The organism is Dokdonella sp. (assembly GCF_041395345.1).
Classification (GTDB): domain Bacteria; phylum Pseudomonadota; class Gammaproteobacteria; order Xanthomonadales; family Rhodanobacteraceae; genus Dokdonella.
This window is the reverse complement of the sequence record NZ_JAWLAR010000004.1, coordinates 16,101-36,879: the sequence shown is the minus strand read 5'-3', so window position 1 is coordinate 36,879 and position 20,779 is coordinate 16,101. Positions and strand designations below refer to the sequence as shown.

Here is a 20,779-nt window from a genome sequence, read left to right as displayed (position 1 = left end):
AGCCAACGGAGTGTGCAATCATGGCTGACAACGCGTTAGTCGAAAAATTGCTTACGACTGAACAACTCAGCAAGGCAACCTACGGGAGCTTGAGCCGATCGGGTGTTCGCTCGATTCTGGTGGCTTTTTTTCGAATCGAAAGGCGGTCGGGATCTGGTCCAGAAGCTGGGAAGTAACGCTGGCGGTGTAGACCAACGTGCAGCGGTGAGAAATCGAGGGCCGGAGAAGAAGGCTCGCAAGTAACCGTTCGACGAAGAAGGGGCGAAGGGAAATGCCCTTCAATCAGTTGATATTGCCGCTATTGGGCGGCTACATATTTCTCGTCTACGCGAACTGCGCGATTTATTGGTCTTCCCGCCAATCCAAGGAACAGCTGCTGTTCGCTTCGGCTTTCTTGGGTGTATTACTAGCGACAGTCTCGCGCGTAATTGTCGTGCTTCTGTCGAAATTTTCGTTGGGCGCCTATCTCTTTGGGTTCATCCACTCACTATTGGACTACCCAGGTATTGGAACGGCATTCCTGGCGCTCGGCATAAGCGTGATTCTTACTTGGCTTACCAATAAAGCATGGCCCGAACGAGAGGCAGGGTTCTGGCTATATGGTAAGGGCATGCTCAATCAATTTGAGTCGCTACTTTACCTCAGCTTTAGCGGCGTCATGCCTATAGAAAACCGAAAATTCCGTTCCTTGCATGGAGAGATTTTTACACGTTTGATCTGGCTAATTCCTTATGTCGGCGATCTACTAGTGTTGATTTCCACGCAAAACTGACCCGGGGTTTTCATCGAAAACTGGACTCACCCTCGGTCGGTAGTAGCTACTCGGTTGTGGATAAGTCGTTCTGGTTTGTCTTCTTCTCTCCTGTTTTGGATGGACTGCTTCGCCTTCGCGGTGTGGTAGCTGCGGAACTGTTCTTGAATCGCCAGGATTCGTTTCCGGTCTCCACGATATGGCAGTGATGGGTCAGTCGGTCGAGCAAGGTAGTGGTCATCTTGGCATCGCCGAACACGCTGGCCCATTCGGTGAAGCTCAGGTTGGTGGTGATGATGACGCTGGTGCGTTCGTACAGGGTTGAGAGTAAGTGGAATAAAGCAGGCACCGCCTGCCTGACTAACGGCAGTAGCCGAGTTCATCGAGGATGACCAGATCGGCATAGCTCACCGCTGGGCGATCTTGCCCTGGCGACCCGCGGCCTTCTTGTTCCAGGTGTGTTGACCAGCTCAACGGTCGACAGGAAGCGCACGCGACGATGATGGTGCTGGATGGCTTCGATACCGATAGCGGTGGCCAGATGAGTCTTGCCTGATCCCGGGCCACCGATCAGCACCACGTTCTGCGCGCTGTCCAGGAACGCACATTCATGCAGGCGACGCACCAGCGCTTCGTCGACGTGGGCCTCGGTGAAGTCGAAGCCGACCAGATCCTGGTGTGCCGGGAAGTGCGCGTCATCTGATTGGCTTGCCTTCACTTCCCGTTCGGCACTCTCGGCGGCAAGAACTCCCGCGAGCCAGCGCCCGGATCCAGTTCGCGCTGGCGGCTTTGGCTACCAGTTCCGGCCAGGCCGAGGCCATGCCGTGCAACTTCATCTGACGCAGGCGCGCGATCAGTTCAATGGCCATGACGCACTCTGGGCTTGCGCAGATCGCAGGGCGTCGTGGTAGCGATTCACGTTGGCCTGAGGCTCTTGGGCCAGGTGAGTGTTGTAGCGATACTTTCCCGCGGCAGGACCGGTTCGCCCAGTCGCAGCAAGCCAGCAGCACGCGATGACGTAGTTCGCCATTCGGTGCGCCGGATGCCAACACAGTTCCACCGCCATCAACACGGCCTCCAGTCCGTGTACCGGCACGGCGGCAAGCACTTGGGCCATGACTCGGTCACCGCCAGGTCGGCGCAACAGATGATGTTGCAGGGAGCGTAATGGTGCTGGCATCTCGGCAAACGGTGCGCCATCGCGCAGTGCGCCCCGGCTTGCGCCGCACGAGCGGAATGTAGTGCTGCCAGGTAGTGAGTCTGGATAGCGCTCGAAGCAGCGGGCATGTCGCGCCAGCACCTTGCCCTCGGCCACCAGCACCAGTTCGGTGGGATAGACATGCAGGTTGATGACCTTGCGGACCGCTTCGGTGGGCACGCTGTAGCGATTGCGCCGGAAGTGGATCACGCCGTGGCCGAGACCCGGACCGGCTGCTCGATGTAGCCATCAAATGGCGCCGGGTTGGGCATGAACTGGGTTGCTCGTTCTGCCAGACCTCGGCGATCGTGAGGTCCGGGCAGTCCGGATGGGTCATGACATCCCAATGGCACTCGCTCGTCAGCCAGGCGTTCAGATCGGCCAACGTCGGCCAGTGCCGCTGGCCGGCTTCGTCCATAACTGACGGCGGCGATCCTGCACGTTCTTCTCGACGACACCCTTCTCCCAACCCGCGGCACGATTTCAGAGTCCCCGGTTCGAAGAGAGGTAGTGCCTGCACATGGCCAGGAAGCGCGCATTGACCGTGCGTTCCTTGCCGCGGCCGACCCGATCAACCGCCGTCTTCATGCTGTCGTAGATGCCACGACGCGGCACGCCACCAAACGCAGCAAAGGCGCGCCGGCGCATCGAACAGCATCTCGTGGCTTTGCATCGGATAGGCGACCAGCAGGAAGGCCCGGCTCGCGGCCAACTTCGCGTGAGCGACCTCCAGGCGCCTGCGCACGCCACCGATGACGGCGTACTCGCAACTCCAGTCGAACTGGAATGCATCGCCCGGCTCAAAGCGCAACGGCACAAACGCCGAACGATGCCGCGTGGCGCCGCCCTCGGCGTGCCAACGGCGGGTCCGTGGTCGCGACCCGGCCATACCTACCTGGATAGCCTTGTGCCTGCAAGTGTTGAAACATCACCCGTGCGGTGCGTCGATCCCGCTTGGGCCGGTGCCGGTCGGCGCTCAGCCACGCCTCAAGCGCTCGCGGGCGGATCAAGGATGCTCGGTCAGCCCGCGCCGGATACACCGGTTCAGCGTCTTCCTGGCGCAACCAGCGCCTCAGGGTATTGCGAGAGATACCGTTGTGCTTGGCAATCTCGCGCAACGACAGCTTGTCGCGGAAGTACATCCGCCGAATCTTGGCCAACATGCCCACTGTGATCACTTCCGAAGTCCCCTGAGCACAAAATGATCAGGTAGTGAAATCAGGTGGGTCAATTTTGATGAAATTACCCCGCCAAGTGGGTCAGTTCTGGATGGACATCAGCAATCTACTAGCTTCGAGAGATGGAAAGAAGACGTATTGGAAGGTCGTCAGTGAAATCGAGGACGGGAAGTTGCGGCCCATACCTCTTCTCTTGAGCATGAAGGACAGAAAGATTTATGTGGGTTTCCTCTACAGGATGCCTTCGTTGGCGTTGGGGAGTATGGCCTATATCAACATCGCAGTAATCAAAAGCGGCTATAGAGACAAAGATAATTTGCGGGTAACCTTCACAGATGACTATTCCAAGGCATTCGATGCCGATTCCGTAAAAGGAAAAGAGCTACCGGCTTCGAAAGTCGTTCCAATATGTGACATCGTAAGTGCGAGCCTCTACGACAGCGATGTTTTTGACGCGTTCGACAGGCAGAACGCCGGATCTTAGGTTGATTCAACCTGATCCGCATCGTTCAGCCAAACTTGCCTGCCTTTGTATCTTGCCGCCACCCAAGGGAGCCGCGGTCTTTGGGGGAATATTTGGGGGCATGTTCGCGTTTCCGTCTCCGATATTACGTTTAAAATCATGCGGTTAGGATTATTATTCGAATCCGGGTGCCGCACCAGAATCGGTTTGAGGCGCAGTGCCCAATCCGGACAAGTCACTCAACCCGCAGCCATTGCGGGTTTTTTGCGTGAATTTCCGACTCCGGCAGATCGGGCAGGTTGTGGCCATCTACCAACCTCCACGCGCTGATGGCGTACTGGACTATTGCTGCGCAACAGGGCTGCTGCCTGGCATCGCCTCTCTGCGTGCGTTGGTTTTTCGAGAAGCGCCGCAACGTGCGCTGGCGCAAACCTGCTGGGCACGTGACATGTATCGGGCGGCGGGTCCGGGCGCCAGGCCGGCTCGCATGAACGGAGTGTCCACGGAATGGCATGATGGGCATGGGGCGCCGCAGCGTCGAGGAAGTCGTATGTTCTCGAGCCGCTGCAAGCTCAACAAGATCGACGTTTCCCTTGCATGGATTTCCGCATGACCTTGTCTGCATTTCGAAGTGGTCTGCTCCACCTGCTCACCTTGCCCGCCGTTGTGCTGCTGATCTCGGCATTTCAGGCATCTGCCTTTGCCGGCGATTCTTCGGTATCGACAGACAACGCCGAAATCCTGAGTCTGAAAAACCTGGGGCTCGCCTATCTCGAGGAAGACAGGAACGCGGAAGCCAGGCAAACCTTCGCCAGGCTGGCAGTACTCGTGAGCGACGATCCGTTGCCGAGTGCCAACGAAGCGGTCGCGGCACTCAGAAGCGGCGACACGGCTGCGGCCGATTCACTGCTGGCCAAGGCTTCCGCACTGTCACCGGATCGATCGGACATCCTGATGATTCGCGCTGCCATCGAGACGGCAAAGGCGAACGAAGTGGCTGCGCGCGAGGCGCTGGCGAATGCAGCCAGGGCCTCTTCAGGCCATCTGGAAGCAAGGTGGCGCTGGATTCGCTCTGCCGACAATGACGCGCAGGCCGATCCCGATGCCAGGATCCGCCGGCAATATCTGGGTGAAATTCTCGGCGTGTCTCCCGCCAATCTCCCGGCCCTGTTCAGGCTGGCGATGCTGCAGCTCGAACGTGCGGAAAAGGATGAAGCGTCGGCCACGCTGGCCACGATTGAATCCGTACTGGCGCCGGTCGATGCCAAGCTTGGCGGTTATCTCGCCCAGAGCACCAGGGCGTTGCAGGCGGGTGACATGAAGGAGGCGATTGCCAGGCTGCGCGTCGTCGAGAACCTGCTGCGTGTCAGCGATCGCTACCTGGCCTCGCTGGCCGAGGTGTACACCGAGGTCATCGGTATGCCATTGACCTCGTTCGGTTCCGGATTCGAAGCCTCGTTGCGCCCCGGTGCCGGCAAGCCGATTGCGGTCACGTTCGAGCCGCGCCCGACGATTGAAGGAAACCCGACTGCACAGGGCTTGCTGCGTCGAACCGACTTCAGAAACCGCGGCGAAGCCGACACCTACGCCGTGCCCAAGCCCTTTGGCGGAATCGCGTTCATCGACTTCGACAACGACGGCGACCTCGATGTCTATCTGTACGGGGCGGAAATCCCGGACAAGCTGTTGCGCAACAATCTGGACGGCAGCTGGACCGACGTGACTGCCGCAACCGGTGAGGCGGGATTCACGAGTGCTCGGGTTTTCGTCGACGACCTTGACCGCGATGGGGATCTCGATCTCGTCTCGGCGACCGCGAAGGGGTCACTGGTGATTCGCAGCAATCTGCGACAGGGGCGCTTCGAGTCGATTGATCTGGGCGTGGCCAGGGTGCGGGATGTCGCGGCGGCCGATCTCGACACCGATGGCTGGCCTGACCTTGTCGTGGCGGCCAGCGAGGGCGCGGTGCTGTTGATCAACAAGGGCGACGGCAGTTTCGAGCGCACAGCAGGTGGCGATCTGGCCAGCCTGACGGCGAAGTCCGGACTGAGCCGGGTTGCGATTGCGGATTTCGACAACGACGGTTTCCTCGATATCGCCTTCGGCGGCAAGGCGGGATTGCTGTTGTTCCGCAACGCGGGGTTGCGCACGTTCACGACCTGGAACATCGCACCGAAGGGCGTCGGTCGCATCGATGAGCTGGTTGCCATCGATTTCGATACCGATGGCGATCTCGACCTGCTTGTCGATGCGAAAGGGCAATCGCGCGGGTACGCCAACGTCGGAGGCAATGCCAATGGCTGGCTCGACGTCGAGCTGCAGGGTCTTCCCGTTGCAAGCCAGAAGGTCAATCGGCGCGGGGTCGGCTCGCTGGTCGAGATCAAGGCCGGCGATCTCTATGCGGTACGGACCGTGTCGGTGCTTCCGACGCACTTCGGGCTCGGTCGGCACACCCGGGTCGATGTCCTGCGCAGCCTTTGGACCAATGGGGTGCCGCAGAACCTGTTTGACCAGGCGGGCAAGGCAACGGTTGTCGAAGTGCAGCGCCTGAAAGGTTCCTGCCCGTTCGTTTACGCCATGAACGGAGCCAGTGGCGAGTGGAGCTTCGTTTCCGACGCGCTCGGCCGTGCGCCGATCGGTCTGCTCTACGATGGCGTCAATCTGGCCGGTGCCGATCCGCGCGAATGGCTGCTGCTGGGCCCCGATCAGCTCGCGCCGGATGCCAACGGACGCCTGCACCTGGATTACACCGAGGAGCTCTGGGAGGCCGTCTACCTGGACATGGTCCACCTCGCGGCGGTCGACCATCCGGCGGGTACAGGCGTGGTGCCGAACGAGCGCATGATTCCGGTGCCGACCGAGAAAAAGCTGTTTACCGTCGCAAATCCGCGGCCGCTGCGCGCCGCCTTTGCCGATGGCGTCGACGCGACCTCGCTGCTCATGCACGCAGATGGGGATTATGTGGAGCCGGGCAAGCCGACCGCCTACCAGGGCGTGCGCACACCACACGAGCTGGTCCTCGATCTCGGCCCGGTCAGCGAAGGGCAATCGGTCATGCTCTATTTCGTTGGCTGGATCTTCTACTCGGACACTTCGATCAATGTGTCGTTGTCGCAGCGCTCGGACATCCGTGCCGAGGCGCCCGTTCTCGAGGTGCCGGATGGCGCGGGCGGCTGGCGAACGGTCATGCCGTCGATGGGTTTTCCGGCCGGCAAGACCAAGATCATGCCGCTGGATCTGACCGGGCTGTTGAACACCGAGGATCCGCGCGTTCGCATCCGCACGAGCCTCGAAATCTGGTGGGATCAGGTCTACGCAACCGTGGATGATCCGCCTGTGCCGACGCACTGGACCGAACTGGCACCGGCCAGGGCGACGCTGGCATGGCGCGGATTTTCGCGTGGCTATCGTGAAACACCCAACGGTCCCGAGCTGTTCGACCATGACAGTGTCGACACCGCGCCGCACTGGATGGATATCCCGGGCAGGGCGACGCGCTACGGCGACGTTACCTCGCTGCTTCGCGATACGGACGACGAACTGGTCGTGTTCGTCGGCGGCGACGCCATTCGCCTGGAGTTCGATGCAGGACAGCTGCCGCCCTTGCCCGATGGCTGGGTCCGCGACTGGGTGCTCGTGTCCGACGGCTGGGACAAGGACTTCGACAAGAACACCGTGACCGGTACCACGATCGCTCCGTATCCATTCCATGCCATGAGCAGTTATCCCTATCCCGCCAGCGAGTCGCTACCAGACAACGCCGCACGCGCGCATGAACTGTGGACCATGCGAGAAGTCACGCCCGCCGAATTCATGTCCCGCGTTCGCGACCATGGCGGGCCGCCCTTGCGCTGATCGAGCCGGATCCGGCGTTGCGCCCTTCGCCTCAGGGGCCGTCACGCAGCGGTGCTTGCCGGATCACCCAGCGGTAGCGTCCGGGAGCGAGATTCGAAGCCTGCTGCTTCGAGCCGTCGGGCCAGGTGACTTCAATGCGTTCGATTGCCTCGGAATCACCGAGACCGAAGCTCACGGCGGGCTCGGACGCCGAGACATACGAGCGCGCGGAACGAACCTGTTCAGTGCGCGCCTTGCCGTTTATGGTCGCCATCACCCTCGTACCAAACGCACTTCGGTTGACGCTCACGCCATCGCCCGCGAATTCGATGCGCACGACCTTGTCGGCGGGATTTTCGAGTTCGTTGAGGTACAGATGAGCCGGACCGTCGTTCTCGACCAGCACGATATCGAGGTCCCCGTCTCCGTCGAGATCGGCATAGGCCGAGCCGCGACAGACCAGGGGCGCGGCAAAGTCGGTACCGACCTGTGCGCTCGCGTTCGACATGAGTCCGTCGCCGTTGTTCCAGTACAGAGCAGGGGCCTGGCGGAAGCTCACCTGCTTCTGCACTTCCTGCACGCTGTTTTCGACATGGCCGTTGCAGAACAGCAGGTCGGGGTGTCCATCGAAGTCGTAGTCGAAAAAGAACACACCGAAGGTGAGATCGAGGAATGAGCTGCGGGCGACACCGGCCGACATCGACCGGTCGAGAAACACGTCGCCGACTTCGGTCCAGTAGAAACTCTTGGCCTCGTTCGAGAAATTGCCGATCGCAAGCGTCGACCCGCCGGCGAACGCGTCGGCCCAGTCGATGCCCATCGCGCCACGCGATCGTCCCGCCTCGTCAACGGCGATGCCACTCTCGAGGGCGACATCGGTGAACGTGCCATCGCCTTCATTGCGGAACAGGTTGTTCGGTGTCGTGTCGTTGGAAACGGCAAGATCGACGCGACCGTCGCCGTTGTAGTCCCAGGGTGCCACGCCGAGCGCCTTGGCCCTCGCACTGGCTATGTTCGAGGCCTCCGACACGTCCTCGAAGCGGCCATCGCCCAGGTTATGGAAAAGCCGAGAACTCGTTTCGCTGTAGCGTTCCGGCGTGCAGTAGCTCTTGTTGCTGCCATCCAGTGCACAAAAGAGGTCGGCATCCGGCGACCATTCGACGTAGCGCGCCACGAAAAGATCAAGCTTGCCATCGGCATCGTAGTCGAAGAATGCCGCCGACGTGCCCCAGCCTGGTACGTCGATGCCAGCGTCGGCGGTGACGTCAAGGAAGCGCCCGTGGTCGTTGCGCAGCAAGCGGTTGCCTCCGTAGGCACTGAGACCAGTGACGTAGAGATCCGTCCAGCCGTCATTGTCGAAGTCGCCACTGGTACCCCCCATGGCATAGAGCGCCCGCTCCAGCCCTGCCTGCCTGCTCACGTTGCTGAACCGTGGCACGCCGTCTTCGCCATTGCCGTCATTGCGGAACAGCGCCAGCGAGCTCGGCGACTCCGCGATCGAAGCAGATGCGGGGCCTGGCCAGGTTGTCGAGGAGACCAGCAGGATGTCGTTGCGACCATCGTTGTCGAAGTCGAGGATGACGACACCGCCGCCCATGGTTTCCGGCATCCATTTGTCGCCGACAGCGCCATTGGCGTGGCGGAAGTCCAAGCCGGCAGTCGCACTGACATCACGAAAATCCACCGCGGCCGCCTTTGCCTCCTGCACCGGGACAATGGGAGCTGGCGGCGTGTCTTCGACCGAGTCGCTGCAGGCAGCGAGGCCGAGCACGGACAGAGTTGCCAGTGCGATGGCACAGGTGCGCGGGGTGGATGGCGTCACGTCTTCTCCCGGGTCATGGATGGCAGCCTGCAGTAACAAGTCCGCCACTCCGTCAGTTGTTCTTGCGCATCACGGACCGTGTCGGCGGGCGGTCATCCTTCAACGTGGTTTCGCCGTAGGGAACCGTGCCCTTGTACTCGTAGCCATTGGGTCCGATCTCGTCGATCCAGTCGGGTACGGGCGCCGCCACCGGCTCGGCATTGTCATGGAAGTGCACCGGCAGGGATTCGCGATTGGCGAACGGATGATCGCGTCGATATTCGGCCATGACCGCGGCAGCGGTTTCGTCATCCTTGTGGTACTTGTACCAGCGCTCCTCGACAGCCGCTTCGTCCTTTCTGCCGAGCGCCTTGAGCGACAGCATGGCCGTATAGTGGGCGGTCAGGTCTTCCGGATCGACTGCGAACACGCGGTCTATCGATTCCAGCGCATCGTCGTAGCGACCCAGCAGGAATTGCACGCGGGCCACCTGGTTCCAGACTGCACGATCGCGCGGGAATTGCCTGGCCACGACAAGCAGTTCCTCCAGCGAGGTCTCAAGCTGACCCCGATCCTTGGCCAGCATCGCCCGGAAGAAGCGCGTCTTCGCCCAGCTCGGACGACGCTGCTCGGCCTCGTCGAGCGCGCGCTCCGCCTCGGCGAAATCGCCCTCCCTGAGCAGGGCGCGGGCGCGATTGAGCGGGCCGTCCGGTTTGTCAGGGGCGAGTTTCGCGGTCGACTCCCATGCGGCTCCGGCACCCTTTAGGTCGCCTTGCAGAAACAATCCGATGCCGTAATCGTTCCAGCGTAGCCAGAGCGGATCGGAATTCGCGCGTGGACCAGCGCCATCGGCGGAAGCCGACGCCACGGAATCGGACACCGGAAGGCTCACGCTGTCCAGTGAAAGGTCGGTAACCGGCAAGGCCGGTGCATTTGGTCCAAGTGCAAAGATCGTGTAGTCGCGCGAGAATTTGCGATAGTGCACGCCGGCCTTCAGGGCGATGTTGCCGCTGGCGTCGTCGGGAACCTTCATCCGGTAGTGCACGACGCGCGCTGCGCCAGGTGGAATGAAGTTGTTGTAGAGCGTGGCATGGATGTCGGCCGGTTGACGCCGATCCATCAGCTTCGAATCGCGATCGAGGATCAACTGGCTCAGACGATCGGCGGACTGGTCCAGCCGCCCGTCTGTCGCCAGGCTGCCACTTTCCATCAACGTGCGGTCCGCGTTCTTCGCATTGAAGGAGACCCAGGTCTCGTTCGAATCGGCGGTGCCGTTGGTGTAGGGATGACCCAGTCGTCGCGTACGCACGACGACCTCGACGATCACGGTTTCGCCGGGATGCAACACCGGCAACTCCGGACCGATCGGCAAGACCTGGTCGCCGCGACGGATCGCGAACAGATCGACCGTGACCGATCCGATCAGGAAATCCTTGATGAACTGCTCGCCTTCGGCATCGCCTTCGATCGCCCGGAGCGCCGTATTTGCTGCCGGGAACACGTGGTCATGCAGCTTGCCATCGCGAGCGCCGAATTCTTCGGCGGCGAACTCCGGGAGGTGGCAGTCGCGACAACTCTTGGGCGCCGGCGGGTCGTAGAAGGAGCCGACCGCTTCGCCGGAAACGCCCGAAGCCTGCCAGCTGTCATAGTGGTTCTGACCACGCAACCACTTGTATTCGTTGAACGGTGGAAGCAGGGCCACCTTGTGGCAAGTGGAGCAGAATTCGGGCGTGCGCATGAACGGTTTCATGAACGTCTTTCGATGCAGTGAAGGCTCCATGCGAATCAGCAGCTTGTTCACCTCGCGCAGGTACTTGTTGTCGCTGAAGGCGAACGGATACTGGGCCGACTCCTCGATCACGTAGGAGCCGTTTCCGGACAGATCCTTGATCTGGGTGATCGAATGACACGACATGCAGGTCAGGCCCTGCTGCGCCTCGAAATCGTCATAGCTGAATTCGTGCAAGGTGGCCTTGCCCATCTTCCCGGAAAACAGGACCACCGGATCGTGGCAGCCTGCACACCACTTGGTCTTTTCGCGGCCGACCTGATCCGCCATGAGCTCGACCGAGCGACGATAGAAGGGATTGTTGAACGAACTGAACCGGTGCGCGCTCTTTTCCCAGCGCTCGTAGGTGCGCGGATGGCATTCCTGGCAGTACTCGTTGCTTGACAGCCGAACCGGATCGATCAGGCCCTGATCGAAGGTTTCGGCGGAGGACGGGAAGTATTGGGTGTCCCCATCCTGGTTGACGATCCGCTGCGGAGGCTTTTCCAGGTACTGGTAGATCGCCATGGCGCCAAGAAACATGGCCACTGCCAGGGCGGAAATCAGGACGCTGCGAAAAGCCATGCGATGGAAATGCGCACGGCGGTGCAGAATGAAGGCAATGATCGCAGCAGGGAAGGCCAGTACGTGGGTCAGATACACCGCCCGGTTTTCGATCGTCGCCCCATCGAAAGTCATGATCAGTCCGGATCCGGTAATCAGGATTGCCAGGGTCGCGACCGACAGACCAGCCCACTTCGCACGCCGGTTGCGGGTGCGGAACATGCGTCTGGCATGGCTGACGACAAACGTGAACAGAGGCACCGTCAGCAGCAGGCCCAGTGCGAGATGCAGCAGCAACATGCTCATGAAGAACGCCGAGTAGCGCGTGAACGCGAGCAGGTAGATCGAGTTGGCGGCCATGATTCCCAGCGGCAGCAACATCCAGCGATACAGGTTTCGCTGCCACGGTCGAAGCGCGTCGGATCGTGCATTTCGCGACGAACGGGAAACTGGCGTTTCGGAAGATCTGGGAGTCATCGTTTCTGCCTGGCTGGGTTCGGGCACGCAGACTCTCCGTCGGCGCACTACGGGCTCCTGCAGGAGAGGTGCCAGTTTCGCAGCCAGTCCGCGCCTGCGCGGATCCGACACGGCGGCGTGGCGGTGCGGCACTATAGTGCGACAACAGGGGCGGAACAAAACGGACGCGATCCGGCTTTGTGAATGTTCGAGCTTCGCGATCGTCAGCCGGCCGGAACGAAGTCCCAAGAGGAGGCGATTGGGGGATATCGGAAAGGCCGTGCGAAAGCAGGACGAGGAGCGACTTCAGTCCCTTGTTCGTTGGCGCCAGTGGCAACAACTGGAAGTCCGAATTGTTGCGGATCCGGAACAGGCGGCCGCAGGAAAGTCCCGAGGCAGCACCGATCGAGTTTCATTTGAGTGGTCTGCAGGGCGCGTCTGGAACGAGTCCCTATCGCGCCCGGAACTGCGGATGCTCCGCGCGATCGCGCCGGTGGGTGTCGTCGGCATGGCCTGCAACTCAGCGTTGCTCGCCGGTCAACTCGCGATAGACCGAAACGGTTTCATCGACGCACCGGGACCATGGATACCGGGCAGCCAGTTCGAGGCCGAGCCGGATTGTGGTTGCGCGCCATTCCTCATCGCCGAGCAGACGTTCGATCCCGCTGCACATTTCGAGCTCATCCAGCGGGTTTATGCAGAGTGCGATGTCCGCGCACACTTCCGGCAACGAGGAAACGTTCGAAGTAAGTACAGGGATGCCGCTTGCCATTGCTTCGAGTACGGGCAGGCCGAAACCCTCGTAGATCGATGGAAACGCGAACGCCCTCGCCCCTGCGTAGACCAGCGGCAGATCGTCCTCGCTGACGTAACCCAGTCGGCGCGCGGCACCGCTGGCTTCGAGTGGTGCCAGGGCGCGTTCCAGATCGGCGCTGAGCCAGCCGCGTGCGCCAACGATGATGAGGGGGTGGCGCGCGCGCGTGGCATTTGGCAGCCGCGCATAGGCGCGAGCCAGGCGGACGAGATTCTTGCGCGGTTCCTGAGTGGCAACCACCAGCAGATAAGCACCGGCAACCAGTTGATGGCGGTCCATGGCCTCGGCCAGTTCGCTGGCCTCGTGCGGCCGGTAGCGGCCGTCGACGCCGAGTGCGACCACGCGCAGTTTCTCGCGTGGCACGCCCAGTTTTTCATGGACTTCATCGGCAATGAATTGCGAATCGGTCAGAACGCGGTCAGCGCGAGCGAGTGTGCGTGGCAAATGGCGTTCAAGAAAGCGTACGCGCTCGGGCGGATGCGTCTCCGGGTAGTTGAATGCCGAAAGGTCGTGCACGGTAGTGACGGCCGGGCCCTCGAATGGCATCAGGATGTAGTTGGGTGTGTGCAGCAGATAGCCCTGGAGCTTGCGCGTATGCGCGCGGAACAGCAGGTTGCGCATCTGCGAATAGACTTCCAGGGCGCGCGTCTTGAACGGCAGGTTCTGGCGCAGGCTGGCGAAAATCCTGTTGGAGGAAAGCGCTTCTGCAGGGTCGTCGACCCAGCGCACGGCCGAGTAAAGGCGCAACTCCTCGACCGCATCATGGCGGGCCAGCCCATTGGCGAGCTCGAGCGCGTAGCGACCGATACCTGTCAGCGGGGCGCTGATGGCGTCGACATTGAATATGACGCGCACTAGTTGCTTGTTCCTTTGCGTTCGCGCTCGATATCGGCTTCGACCATGCGTCGGGTCAGCTCATCCAGTTCGACCCTGGGCTTGAAGCCAAGTCGCTTGCGCGCCTTTGCCGAGTTGCCAACCAGCAGGGCTGCATCGACGGGGCGGAACAGACTCGAATCGACGACGACCCTTTGTTTCCCCGTACTCGCGTCAATCGCCGACTCGTGCTTGCCGTCCCCCGACCACTGCAGGGTGATTCCGGCCGATGCGAAGGCCGAGTTGGCGAATTCGCGCACGCTGGCCGCATGCCCGGTTGCGAGGACGTAGTCGTCACCCGATTCGCGATCGGCCATGTTTGCCAGCGCAGACATGTATTCCGGGGCATAGCCAAAGTCACGTCGCGCGTCCAGGTTGCCGAGCGCGAGTTCCTGCTCGAGTCCGAGAGAGATGCGTGCCACCGCGCGCGTGATCTTGCGCGTGACGAATGCGGAGTCGCGCAGCTCGGATTCATGGTTGAACAGAATGGCACTGCTGGCGGCCAGACCGAAACTGGCCCGCCAACTGTTCATCGAAGAATGCGCCAGCAGCTTGGACAGGCCATAGGGCGAGGTGGCGACAGTCGGTGTCTTTTCGTTCTGCGGCGCGGTACCGGGGTTGCCGAAAATCTCCGCGCTGGAGGCCAGCACGAAATGCGCGTCGGGCGCGTCCCGGCGCATGGCTTCAAGCAGGTTCAATGCGCCGACGCCATTGGCCTGCACGCTTCCCAGTGGATCGCGAAAGGAATCGGCAACCCGGGATTGTCCGGCGAGATGGAAAATCGCCTGTGGTGCGACCTCCGCGACAATGGTTCGGCAGGCCGATGCATCGCGAAGATCAAGCGGGCGCAGGTCCAGACCGGAATGTGCAGAAATTCCGAGCTCGTCCAGTCGCCAGTTGCCTGCCGGGCTGGAAGGGCGGTGCGTACCGGTAACGAATATTCCTTCCCGCAGCAACTGCGCAGCCAGCCAGGCGCCATCCTGGCCGCCCACGCCGGTTATGAGTGCGCGCGAGTAACGTCGTTTCATCGGGTCATTCTCTTGAAGCGGTTCATTGAGTGGCGCGCCGCCTCGCGCTGCGCGAATGTCGCTGTTTCGCCGATCGCCAGTGACAGCATTGGAATGCCGAGGCGATCGGCCTGCACTTGCAGTGTTTCGCTCAAGCGGGGATCCATGCCCTGCTCAAGTTCGACAAGCTCGATGGCATGGTCCACCAGCAAGCACGAAACCGTCTGATCCATGTTTTCCGGCTGGCCAGCCGCCGCCCGGCATCGAACCTTTTCGCCATCGAGGCAGAGCAGCTTGCCATTCATTTCCAGCATGCGGGTATCGTAATCGGGCGAAACTGCCGAGTCTGCCAGCGAACAGTATCGCAGCAGTCGCGGCTTCGGCACATGGCTTGCGGCCAGCGCGTGGATTCGGCGCACGCGCCAATCGAGCACGCGACGTTCGTAGGAAAACAATTGCCTGCCGACATCCGATTCGTAGTCGGGCCAGCGTTCGCGCAACACCTGCATGCCGGCCTTGCCCAACGCTTCGCGCCGTTCCGCACCGAAACTCTGGCTGCGTGCATGGCGCACAAGAACGGTGCCGGCAATCACATGCCGATAGCCGGCCGCACAGGCCCGCTGGCAGAAATCGTTCTCCTCGCCATAGCCTTGCGGAAAAGCATCGACGTCGAACAGTCCGATCTCATCAAGGATGCTGCGCCGGATGTACATGCAGAATCCATTGCCGGTGGGCAATTCCGGGTACACGTGGCCGGCGGCCTGCCAGTGCGCGCGTGCGGTTTGCGCGAATGTCCATTGCGGCGGAAATGGATTTTCGTGTTCAAGCTCGGGTACCGAAAACGCGCCGGCGTTGTCGGACACCGCTGTTGCAGTGGCGATATCCGGGGCCGAATGCACGGCATGGCGCAATCCGGTCAGCCATGGGCCGGCCACTTCAGTGTCGGCATTGAGCAGGACGACATCAGCCTCGCCAGCCAGGGACATGCCTCGATTGACCGTGGCCGTGAACCCGAGGTTGGCCGGATTGGCCAGGATATCCACGCCGTCGATTCCGCGATAGCCCGCCAGCAGTGGCGTGATTTCCGGGTCGGTACTGGCGTCATCGATCACGATCAGCCGGCACCGGCCGCTGCTGCTTGCCAGTACGGAATCGAGGCATCGCCTGACCTCCGCGGCTGCGTTGTAGACTGGCACGATGATCGCCACCTCGGGCTCCAACGGCCGTTCGGCAACGGGCAATGGGTTGCCTGCCGGCGCCAGCGTCGCGGAATATCGGTCCGTGGCCGGCAGCAGGCCAGCCTTGTCGAACTCGATCCGGAACGCCTGCATGGGTTCGTCGTCCGTCGTCCCGGGCAGGTCCATCTGGACGGAAATGATGTCATTGCCCGAGGGTGAAAACGGCATGGCCAGACTGGCGCGGCCGTTCGCATCGGCCTGCAGCTCGACAAAGCGCGATCCATCGAGGCGAATGTCGAGACGACACGCGGCGGACGCCTGCAAGGCAAGCAGATGTCCGTCCCAGGTTGCTTCTGCGGCGTGGCGGTCAGCGGAGGAATGCATTCGGAAACGTGAATTCAGGATGGGCGTGGACGCGCGATTACGCACGCCTCGGCGTCTGGTTGCAAGGTCGCCGATCCGTGCGGATGCGTGAATCGATGCGAGACCCACTCGGCATGATCAGCATTCGGCCGCTGCGCTTTCGAGGATGCTGCGGTCCCTGATGCTCGCCAGCAGCTCGGACTGCGAGTCGTCCAGGGTGATGCCTTCGACAGGCTGACGTGTGCGCTCGGGTTCGATCCAGTTGCGAATCGTCTCGGCCGCAGGCATGCGCAAGCCCTCGATGCCGGCCGCCTCAAGATCGTCGAGCAGCGCCCGCGTGGATTCCAGCGGATCCTCGAGCAACGCGTTGTAATCGATGATCAGGCGGTGCCATCCGAAGCTTGCGGCAAACGCCGCGCGCGTATAGCGCTCCCACAAGGCAAGCGCGTCGATTGCCGGCATGTTGTCGCGCCGCCGCAGCGAGTCGGCCACTTCGCGCGGATCGCGAACCACGTGGACAAACACCGGTCGGGTCAGCAAGGGAAGCAGTTCGCGAACGAGCAGGCAGAGCCTCGGTTCCTTGATGAACCACGGTCGTCTTGGCTCCAGGGTTTCGAGAACGGCCGCCGACTCCGCCCGGAACGCATCCACGGCGGCGACGGGCGGATCGTTCACGGGCGGCTGCTTCCAGTCGCCACCGGCAGCCTGCAGGCGGCGCAGGCAGGCCATGTGCAGTTCGCCGTGCTCGTAGTGACCGCGCGGATTGTCCTCGCCGCGCAACAGCAGTTCGTCGGGCCCGGGCCAGGCGCCAAGCAAATTGAGGATGCCGCCGACGCTCGAGGTCCCCGAGCGGTGCATGCCGAGCACGACAATCTGGCCTGATCCTGTCAGATCAAGCGTGCGCGGTTGGTGTGGCGCAACCAGGGCTGCCGCGGGTTTCAGGGTCGAACCGCTCTCGAGTTTCCGGACCAGCAGATCCGCGCTCAGATCGAGGTTGTGGGCCGAAGCAAACCGTGATGCATTGGACAGGGCCAGGCTGCCCAGTTCTTCCTGGCGCCCATACACTTCCCGCATGTTCCAGGCCAGTGATTCACGGTCGGATTCGCTCCACAGGCAACCCGGCTGCGCAGGATCCTCGGAGTAGCCTTCCTGCTCCACTGCATGCCCCCATTCGCGCACCAGTTCACGCTGGCTGCCGTAGGCCGGGGCGACCAGGATGCGCCCGCAGGCGATCGCTTCGCGTGCAAAGGGATCCCAGCCCGCTCCGCGCCGTGCGCTGACGTAGGCATCGGCGGACATCATCAATTGCGCACGTTCGTAGGCTGGAAATCCCCAGCCTGCCAACAGCCGGACACGCGCCTTGCCCGGTGCCTTCACCAACGGCTCCAGCGCATCGCGAATAACGCTTTCATCGTGGCCTGGGCATACGTAGACGACCAGTTCGACCGGATCCTTCGCATTGAAGCTGTTGCGAAACGCTGCGATGACCTGGCCCGGAGCGTCACGCTGCAACTCTTCCGCCACGCACAGGAAAACGAATCGCTCGCGCGGTCCGCGTTGTCGAGGCACGTCCGGATGGCAGTACTCACGGTCGATACCGAGCGGCACGATTTCAATCGGAGTCCTGACCCCGGCATCGCGATATGCGCCGGCCTGGAATGCGTCGGGTACCAGCAGCAGGTCGAACCCTTTGCTGTGCTCGACCCAGGAAGCAGGCGGCTGCTGCCATTCGCAATAGCCGAGTGCAACACGGAACTGTCCGCGTGCCGCCGCCAGCATCTGCCCCGGGGCGCATACCAGGGCCACTTCGGGCAAGGGTGGCAGGCTTCGCTCGGCCGCCAGCTCAAGGCGAAAATCGCCGCCGTCGAGCAGCTCGGGAGCGGTTTCGGCAAAAGCCATGCGCATGCAGCGTGCATCGAGTCGCCAGAGCAGGCCATGGGTCAGTTGTGCGTAGGCGTGCGGGAATCGGGTCAGGCCTTGCCAGAGCACGGTGCCGCGATAGCGGTCAGTGAGTCGATCCCGCCAGCGTGCGGCGAAGCTCTCGCGGCTCTGTTTCCACAGGCGTTCGCGGAACCCGCCATCGTCCCGGGTCGATCCATGCTGGTCGTGGCGCAAGGTGACGGCACCTGCAACGACACTGGCGATGCCCTGTTCCGCTGCGCGCAGGCAGTAATCGGTGTCCTCGTAATAACTGTGAAAAATCTCGTCCAGGGTTCCAATGCGTTGCAGGCAATCACGACGGATGTAGGCCAGTGCGAAGGCGACGCATTGGGCGCGACGCGTGCGCGGGAACTGGCCGACATCCGTTTCCTGCTGGCCGGATTCGGTCTGCTGTCCCCAAAGCCGATCCGGCTCGATGAAGCCGCCCAGGTGGAACAGCAGGTTTTCCGGTTCGGCACCGAGCATCCGGCAGCCGACGATGCCGTTCTCCGCGGACGCATACGCGGCATCGCGCAGCCGATTCAGCCAGTCATGCTGGGTAATGACGAGGTCATTGTTGAGGAGGACGACGTCATCTTCGCTGCGCGCCGCATCGATTCCTGCATTCATGCCGCGTACGAATCCGAGGTTTTCGGGCAGACGCACGATCCGGACTTCATCCGAATACGAGTCCAGGGCGAGCACGGTCTCATCCTCGGATCCGTTGTCGACGACGATGATTTCGGCCTGCTGAAGGTCGCTCTCGAGCAGGGTATCGAGGCAGCGTCGGGTCAGTTCCCACTTGTTCCACGCCAGCACAATCAGGGCCGCGCCGCGCATCAGTCCGTCTGCCCGGAACCCTGCCAAAGCGCGAACAGAGCCGTGCCGAGTGCATCGCGGGCATAGCTGTCGATCGGCGTCAGCATCAGCCTCTCGCAAGCGTCGATGCTGGCATTGCCCTGGACGCCGGCACTGCGTAGCCGGCGCAGGCTTTCCGGCAAATCCAGTTCGGGCTGCTCGGTCATTCTCGCGGCCGCGATCAGAACCCGCCTGGGCGTTGTGCCGAGACGATGGGAAAGTGCGAGCAGGTTGCGCGTTTCCTGTTGGTTCATTTGGGATCCGTTGCCAGATCGAGACCCTGGTGGTAGGCGGCGAATACCTCGTCGCGGTTGCCTTCGAGCACGCTGCGTCCATGTTCCACCCATAACAGCCGATCGCACAAGGCGGCCACTTGTGTCTCGTCGTGGCTGACCAGCACCACGGTATGCCCCTGGCGCATGCGTTCGCGCAGGGCTTGACCGGATTTTTCCTGGAATTCGGCATCGCCCACGGCGAGAACTTCGTCGATCAGCAGCACATCCGGCTCTGCCTGCATGGCTACCGAAAAACCCAGGCGCATGACCATGCCCGACGAGTAGCTGGCGATCGGTTGTTCGAAAAAATCGCCGAGCTCCGAAAATTCCTTGATGGCTGGCAACCGGGCGACGATGTCACGCTGGCGCAGGCCGATCATCAGCCCGGAAAGAATCGCGTTGTCGCGACCCGAAAGATAGGGTGTGAATCCCAGGGCCAGGGAGAGCAACTGGCAGGAGACGACGCCCCGCCGCATGTGGCCGCGATCCGGCTTGAGGATACCTGCGAGTACGCGCAGCAAGGTGCTCTTGCCGGCTCCATTGCGCCCGATGACGCCGAGCCGCTCGCCATGATTCAGGCGCAGGCTGACATCCTCCAGAGCCCAGAATCGACCGCTGCCGACACGGCGCTGCGCGCTGAATGCCACGCCGACGTTTTCGAGCTCGATCAGCAGCTCGCCCATTACACGGCCAGCTTTGGATAGCGCGGCGCAAGCCGCAGCACGATGGCCATGCCCGCCAGGCAGGTAGCCGTGGAGATGACGGCGACCTTGCCCAGAGCCAGCCAGTCGGGCCAGAGTCCGTGCATCAGAATTCCGCGTGCCGCATCAAGCAGAGTCGCCACCGGATTCAGGGCGATGATCTCGCGCAACGGCGAGGGTACGGCGTCGAGCGCAAAAACCACGCCGGACAGGAACATGACCACGGTCAGAATCTGCTCGATGACGAAGCGCAAGTCGGGAATCAGCGGCACGACGGCGGCGACCATGAAACCGACGCCCGCCGAAAATAGCAGGGTAATGGCAAAGACCACGGGCAGGGCCAGATACTGGATACCCGGCGGGTATCCCATCAACCAGAGGATTGCCAGCAGCAGGGCGAAGATATAGAAGAACTTGATCGTGTCGGCAAGCATCTGCACGAATGGAAAAACCAGAACCGGCAGACGCACCTGGCGAATCAGGCCCAGATTGGTCCAGATCGCGTAGCCGCCATGCGTGATGCAGGATTTCATCCATTGCCAGATGGTCAGCCCCACCAGCAGAAAGGGCAGGTATTCGGGGCCACCGGTCTTCAGGATGACGTCGAAGACCAGCCAGAACGCAGCCATCATCATCGCCGGCTCGGCCACCCACCAGATCAGGCCCAGATAGCTGCGCGAGCGCTCGGCGCGCAATTCGGCATAGGTGCTGAACCGGATCAGTTCTATCAGGTGCTGGGGCATGACGGCCGGTGCTGTAAAGAATGTTCAGAATAGC

12 protein-coding genes and 2 pseudogenes are annotated in these 20,779 nt (G+C 61.9%); 3 read left to right on the top strand and 11 right to left on the bottom strand.

Annotation, left to right across the window (positions count from 1 at the left end):
- Window positions 1-271 precede the first annotated feature (271 nt).
- Window positions 272-772: a hypothetical protein gene (locus R3F00_RS04745; protein WP_371280574.1), complete on the top strand. Its 501-nt coding sequence runs from the start codon at window positions 272-274 to the stop codon at window positions 770-772.
- A gap of 46 nt (window positions 773-818) precedes the next feature.
- Here R3F00_RS04745 and R3F00_RS04740 read toward each other — a convergent pair.
- Together R3F00_RS04740 and istA are read right to left on the bottom strand one after the other, a co-directional pair.
- Window positions 819-1,469: pseudogene (locus R3F00_RS04740) on the bottom strand (ATP-binding protein).
- Between the two features lie 135 nt (window positions 1,470-1,604).
- A pseudogene (istA, locus tag R3F00_RS04735) lies at window positions 1,605-3,118 on the bottom strand (IS21 family transposase).
- 67 nt (window positions 3,119-3,185) lie between these two features.
- Between istA and R3F00_RS04730 the strand changes: the two are divergent.
- Together R3F00_RS04730 and R3F00_RS04725 are read left to right on the top strand one after the other, a co-directional pair.
- Window positions 3,186-3,611, top strand: coding sequence for a hypothetical protein (locus tag R3F00_RS04730; protein WP_371280573.1), 426 nt, complete (start codon window positions 3,186-3,188; stop codon window positions 3,609-3,611).
- Between the two features lie 588 nt (window positions 3,612-4,199).
- A complete protein-coding gene (locus tag R3F00_RS04725) occupies window positions 4,200-7,445 on the top strand; it encodes an FG-GAP-like repeat-containing protein (RefSeq protein WP_371280572.1) in 3,246 nt (1,081 codons plus the stop codon).
- Between the two features lie 31 nt (window positions 7,446-7,476).
- Here the strand turns inward: R3F00_RS04725 and R3F00_RS04720 are convergent, their stop codons facing one another.
- The 9 genes from R3F00_RS04720 to R3F00_RS04680 all read right to left on the bottom strand — a co-directional run bounded on the left by R3F00_RS04720 (window position 7,477) and on the right by R3F00_RS04680 (window position 20,745).
- Entirely contained in the window at window positions 7,477-9,285 is a 1,809-nt protein-coding gene (locus tag R3F00_RS04720) for a CRTAC1 family protein (RefSeq protein ID WP_371280571.1), read from the bottom strand.
- A gap of 13 nt (window positions 9,286-9,298) precedes the next feature.
- The gene (locus R3F00_RS04715; RefSeq protein WP_371280570.1) at window positions 9,299-12,034 is read right to left on the bottom strand and encodes a multiheme c-type cytochrome; all 2,736 of its coding nucleotides are present in this window, start codon (window positions 12,032-12,034) and stop codon (window positions 9,299-9,301) included.
- A gap of 499 nt (window positions 12,035-12,533) precedes the next feature.
- Window positions 12,534-13,682 (bottom strand): glycosyltransferase family 4 protein, encoded by a 1,149-nt coding sequence (locus R3F00_RS04710; RefSeq protein WP_371280569.1) that lies wholly within the window; start codon window positions 13,680-13,682, stop codon window positions 12,534-12,536.
- Window positions 13,682-14,728, bottom strand: a complete 1,047-nt coding sequence (locus R3F00_RS04705; RefSeq protein ID WP_371280568.1) for a GDP-mannose 4,6-dehydratase — start codon at window positions 14,726-14,728, stop codon at window positions 13,682-13,684. Before R3F00_RS04705 ends, R3F00_RS04710 begins: the two co-directional genes overlap by 1 nt.
- Window positions 14,725-16,269 (bottom strand): glycosyltransferase family 2 protein, encoded by a 1,545-nt coding sequence (locus R3F00_RS04700; RefSeq protein WP_371280567.1) that lies wholly within the window; start codon window positions 16,267-16,269, stop codon window positions 14,725-14,727. The genes R3F00_RS04705 and R3F00_RS04700 overlap by 4 nt, the downstream gene beginning before the upstream one ends.
- 117 nt (window positions 16,270-16,386) lie before the next feature.
- Complete coding sequence (locus tag R3F00_RS04695; protein ID WP_371280566.1) at window positions 16,387-19,008, bottom strand: glycosyltransferase; 2,622 nt, start codon at window positions 19,006-19,008, stop codon at window positions 16,387-16,389.
- On the bottom strand, window positions 19,008-19,280 hold the full coding sequence (locus R3F00_RS04690; protein WP_371280565.1) for a hypothetical protein: 273 nt from the start codon (window positions 19,278-19,280) through the stop codon (window positions 19,008-19,010). The genes R3F00_RS04695 and R3F00_RS04690 overlap by 1 nt, the downstream gene beginning before the upstream one ends.
- Window positions 19,277-19,984, bottom strand: a complete 708-nt coding sequence (locus R3F00_RS04685; RefSeq protein WP_371280564.1) for an ABC transporter ATP-binding protein — start codon at window positions 19,982-19,984, stop codon at window positions 19,277-19,279. The genes R3F00_RS04690 and R3F00_RS04685 overlap by 4 nt, the downstream gene beginning before the upstream one ends.
- Window positions 19,984-20,745: an ABC transporter permease gene (locus R3F00_RS04680; protein WP_371280563.1), complete on the bottom strand. Its 762-nt coding sequence runs from the start codon at window positions 20,743-20,745 to the stop codon at window positions 19,984-19,986. The genes R3F00_RS04685 and R3F00_RS04680 overlap by 1 nt, the downstream gene beginning before the upstream one ends.
- Between the last annotated feature and the right edge of the window lie 34 nt (window positions 20,746-20,779).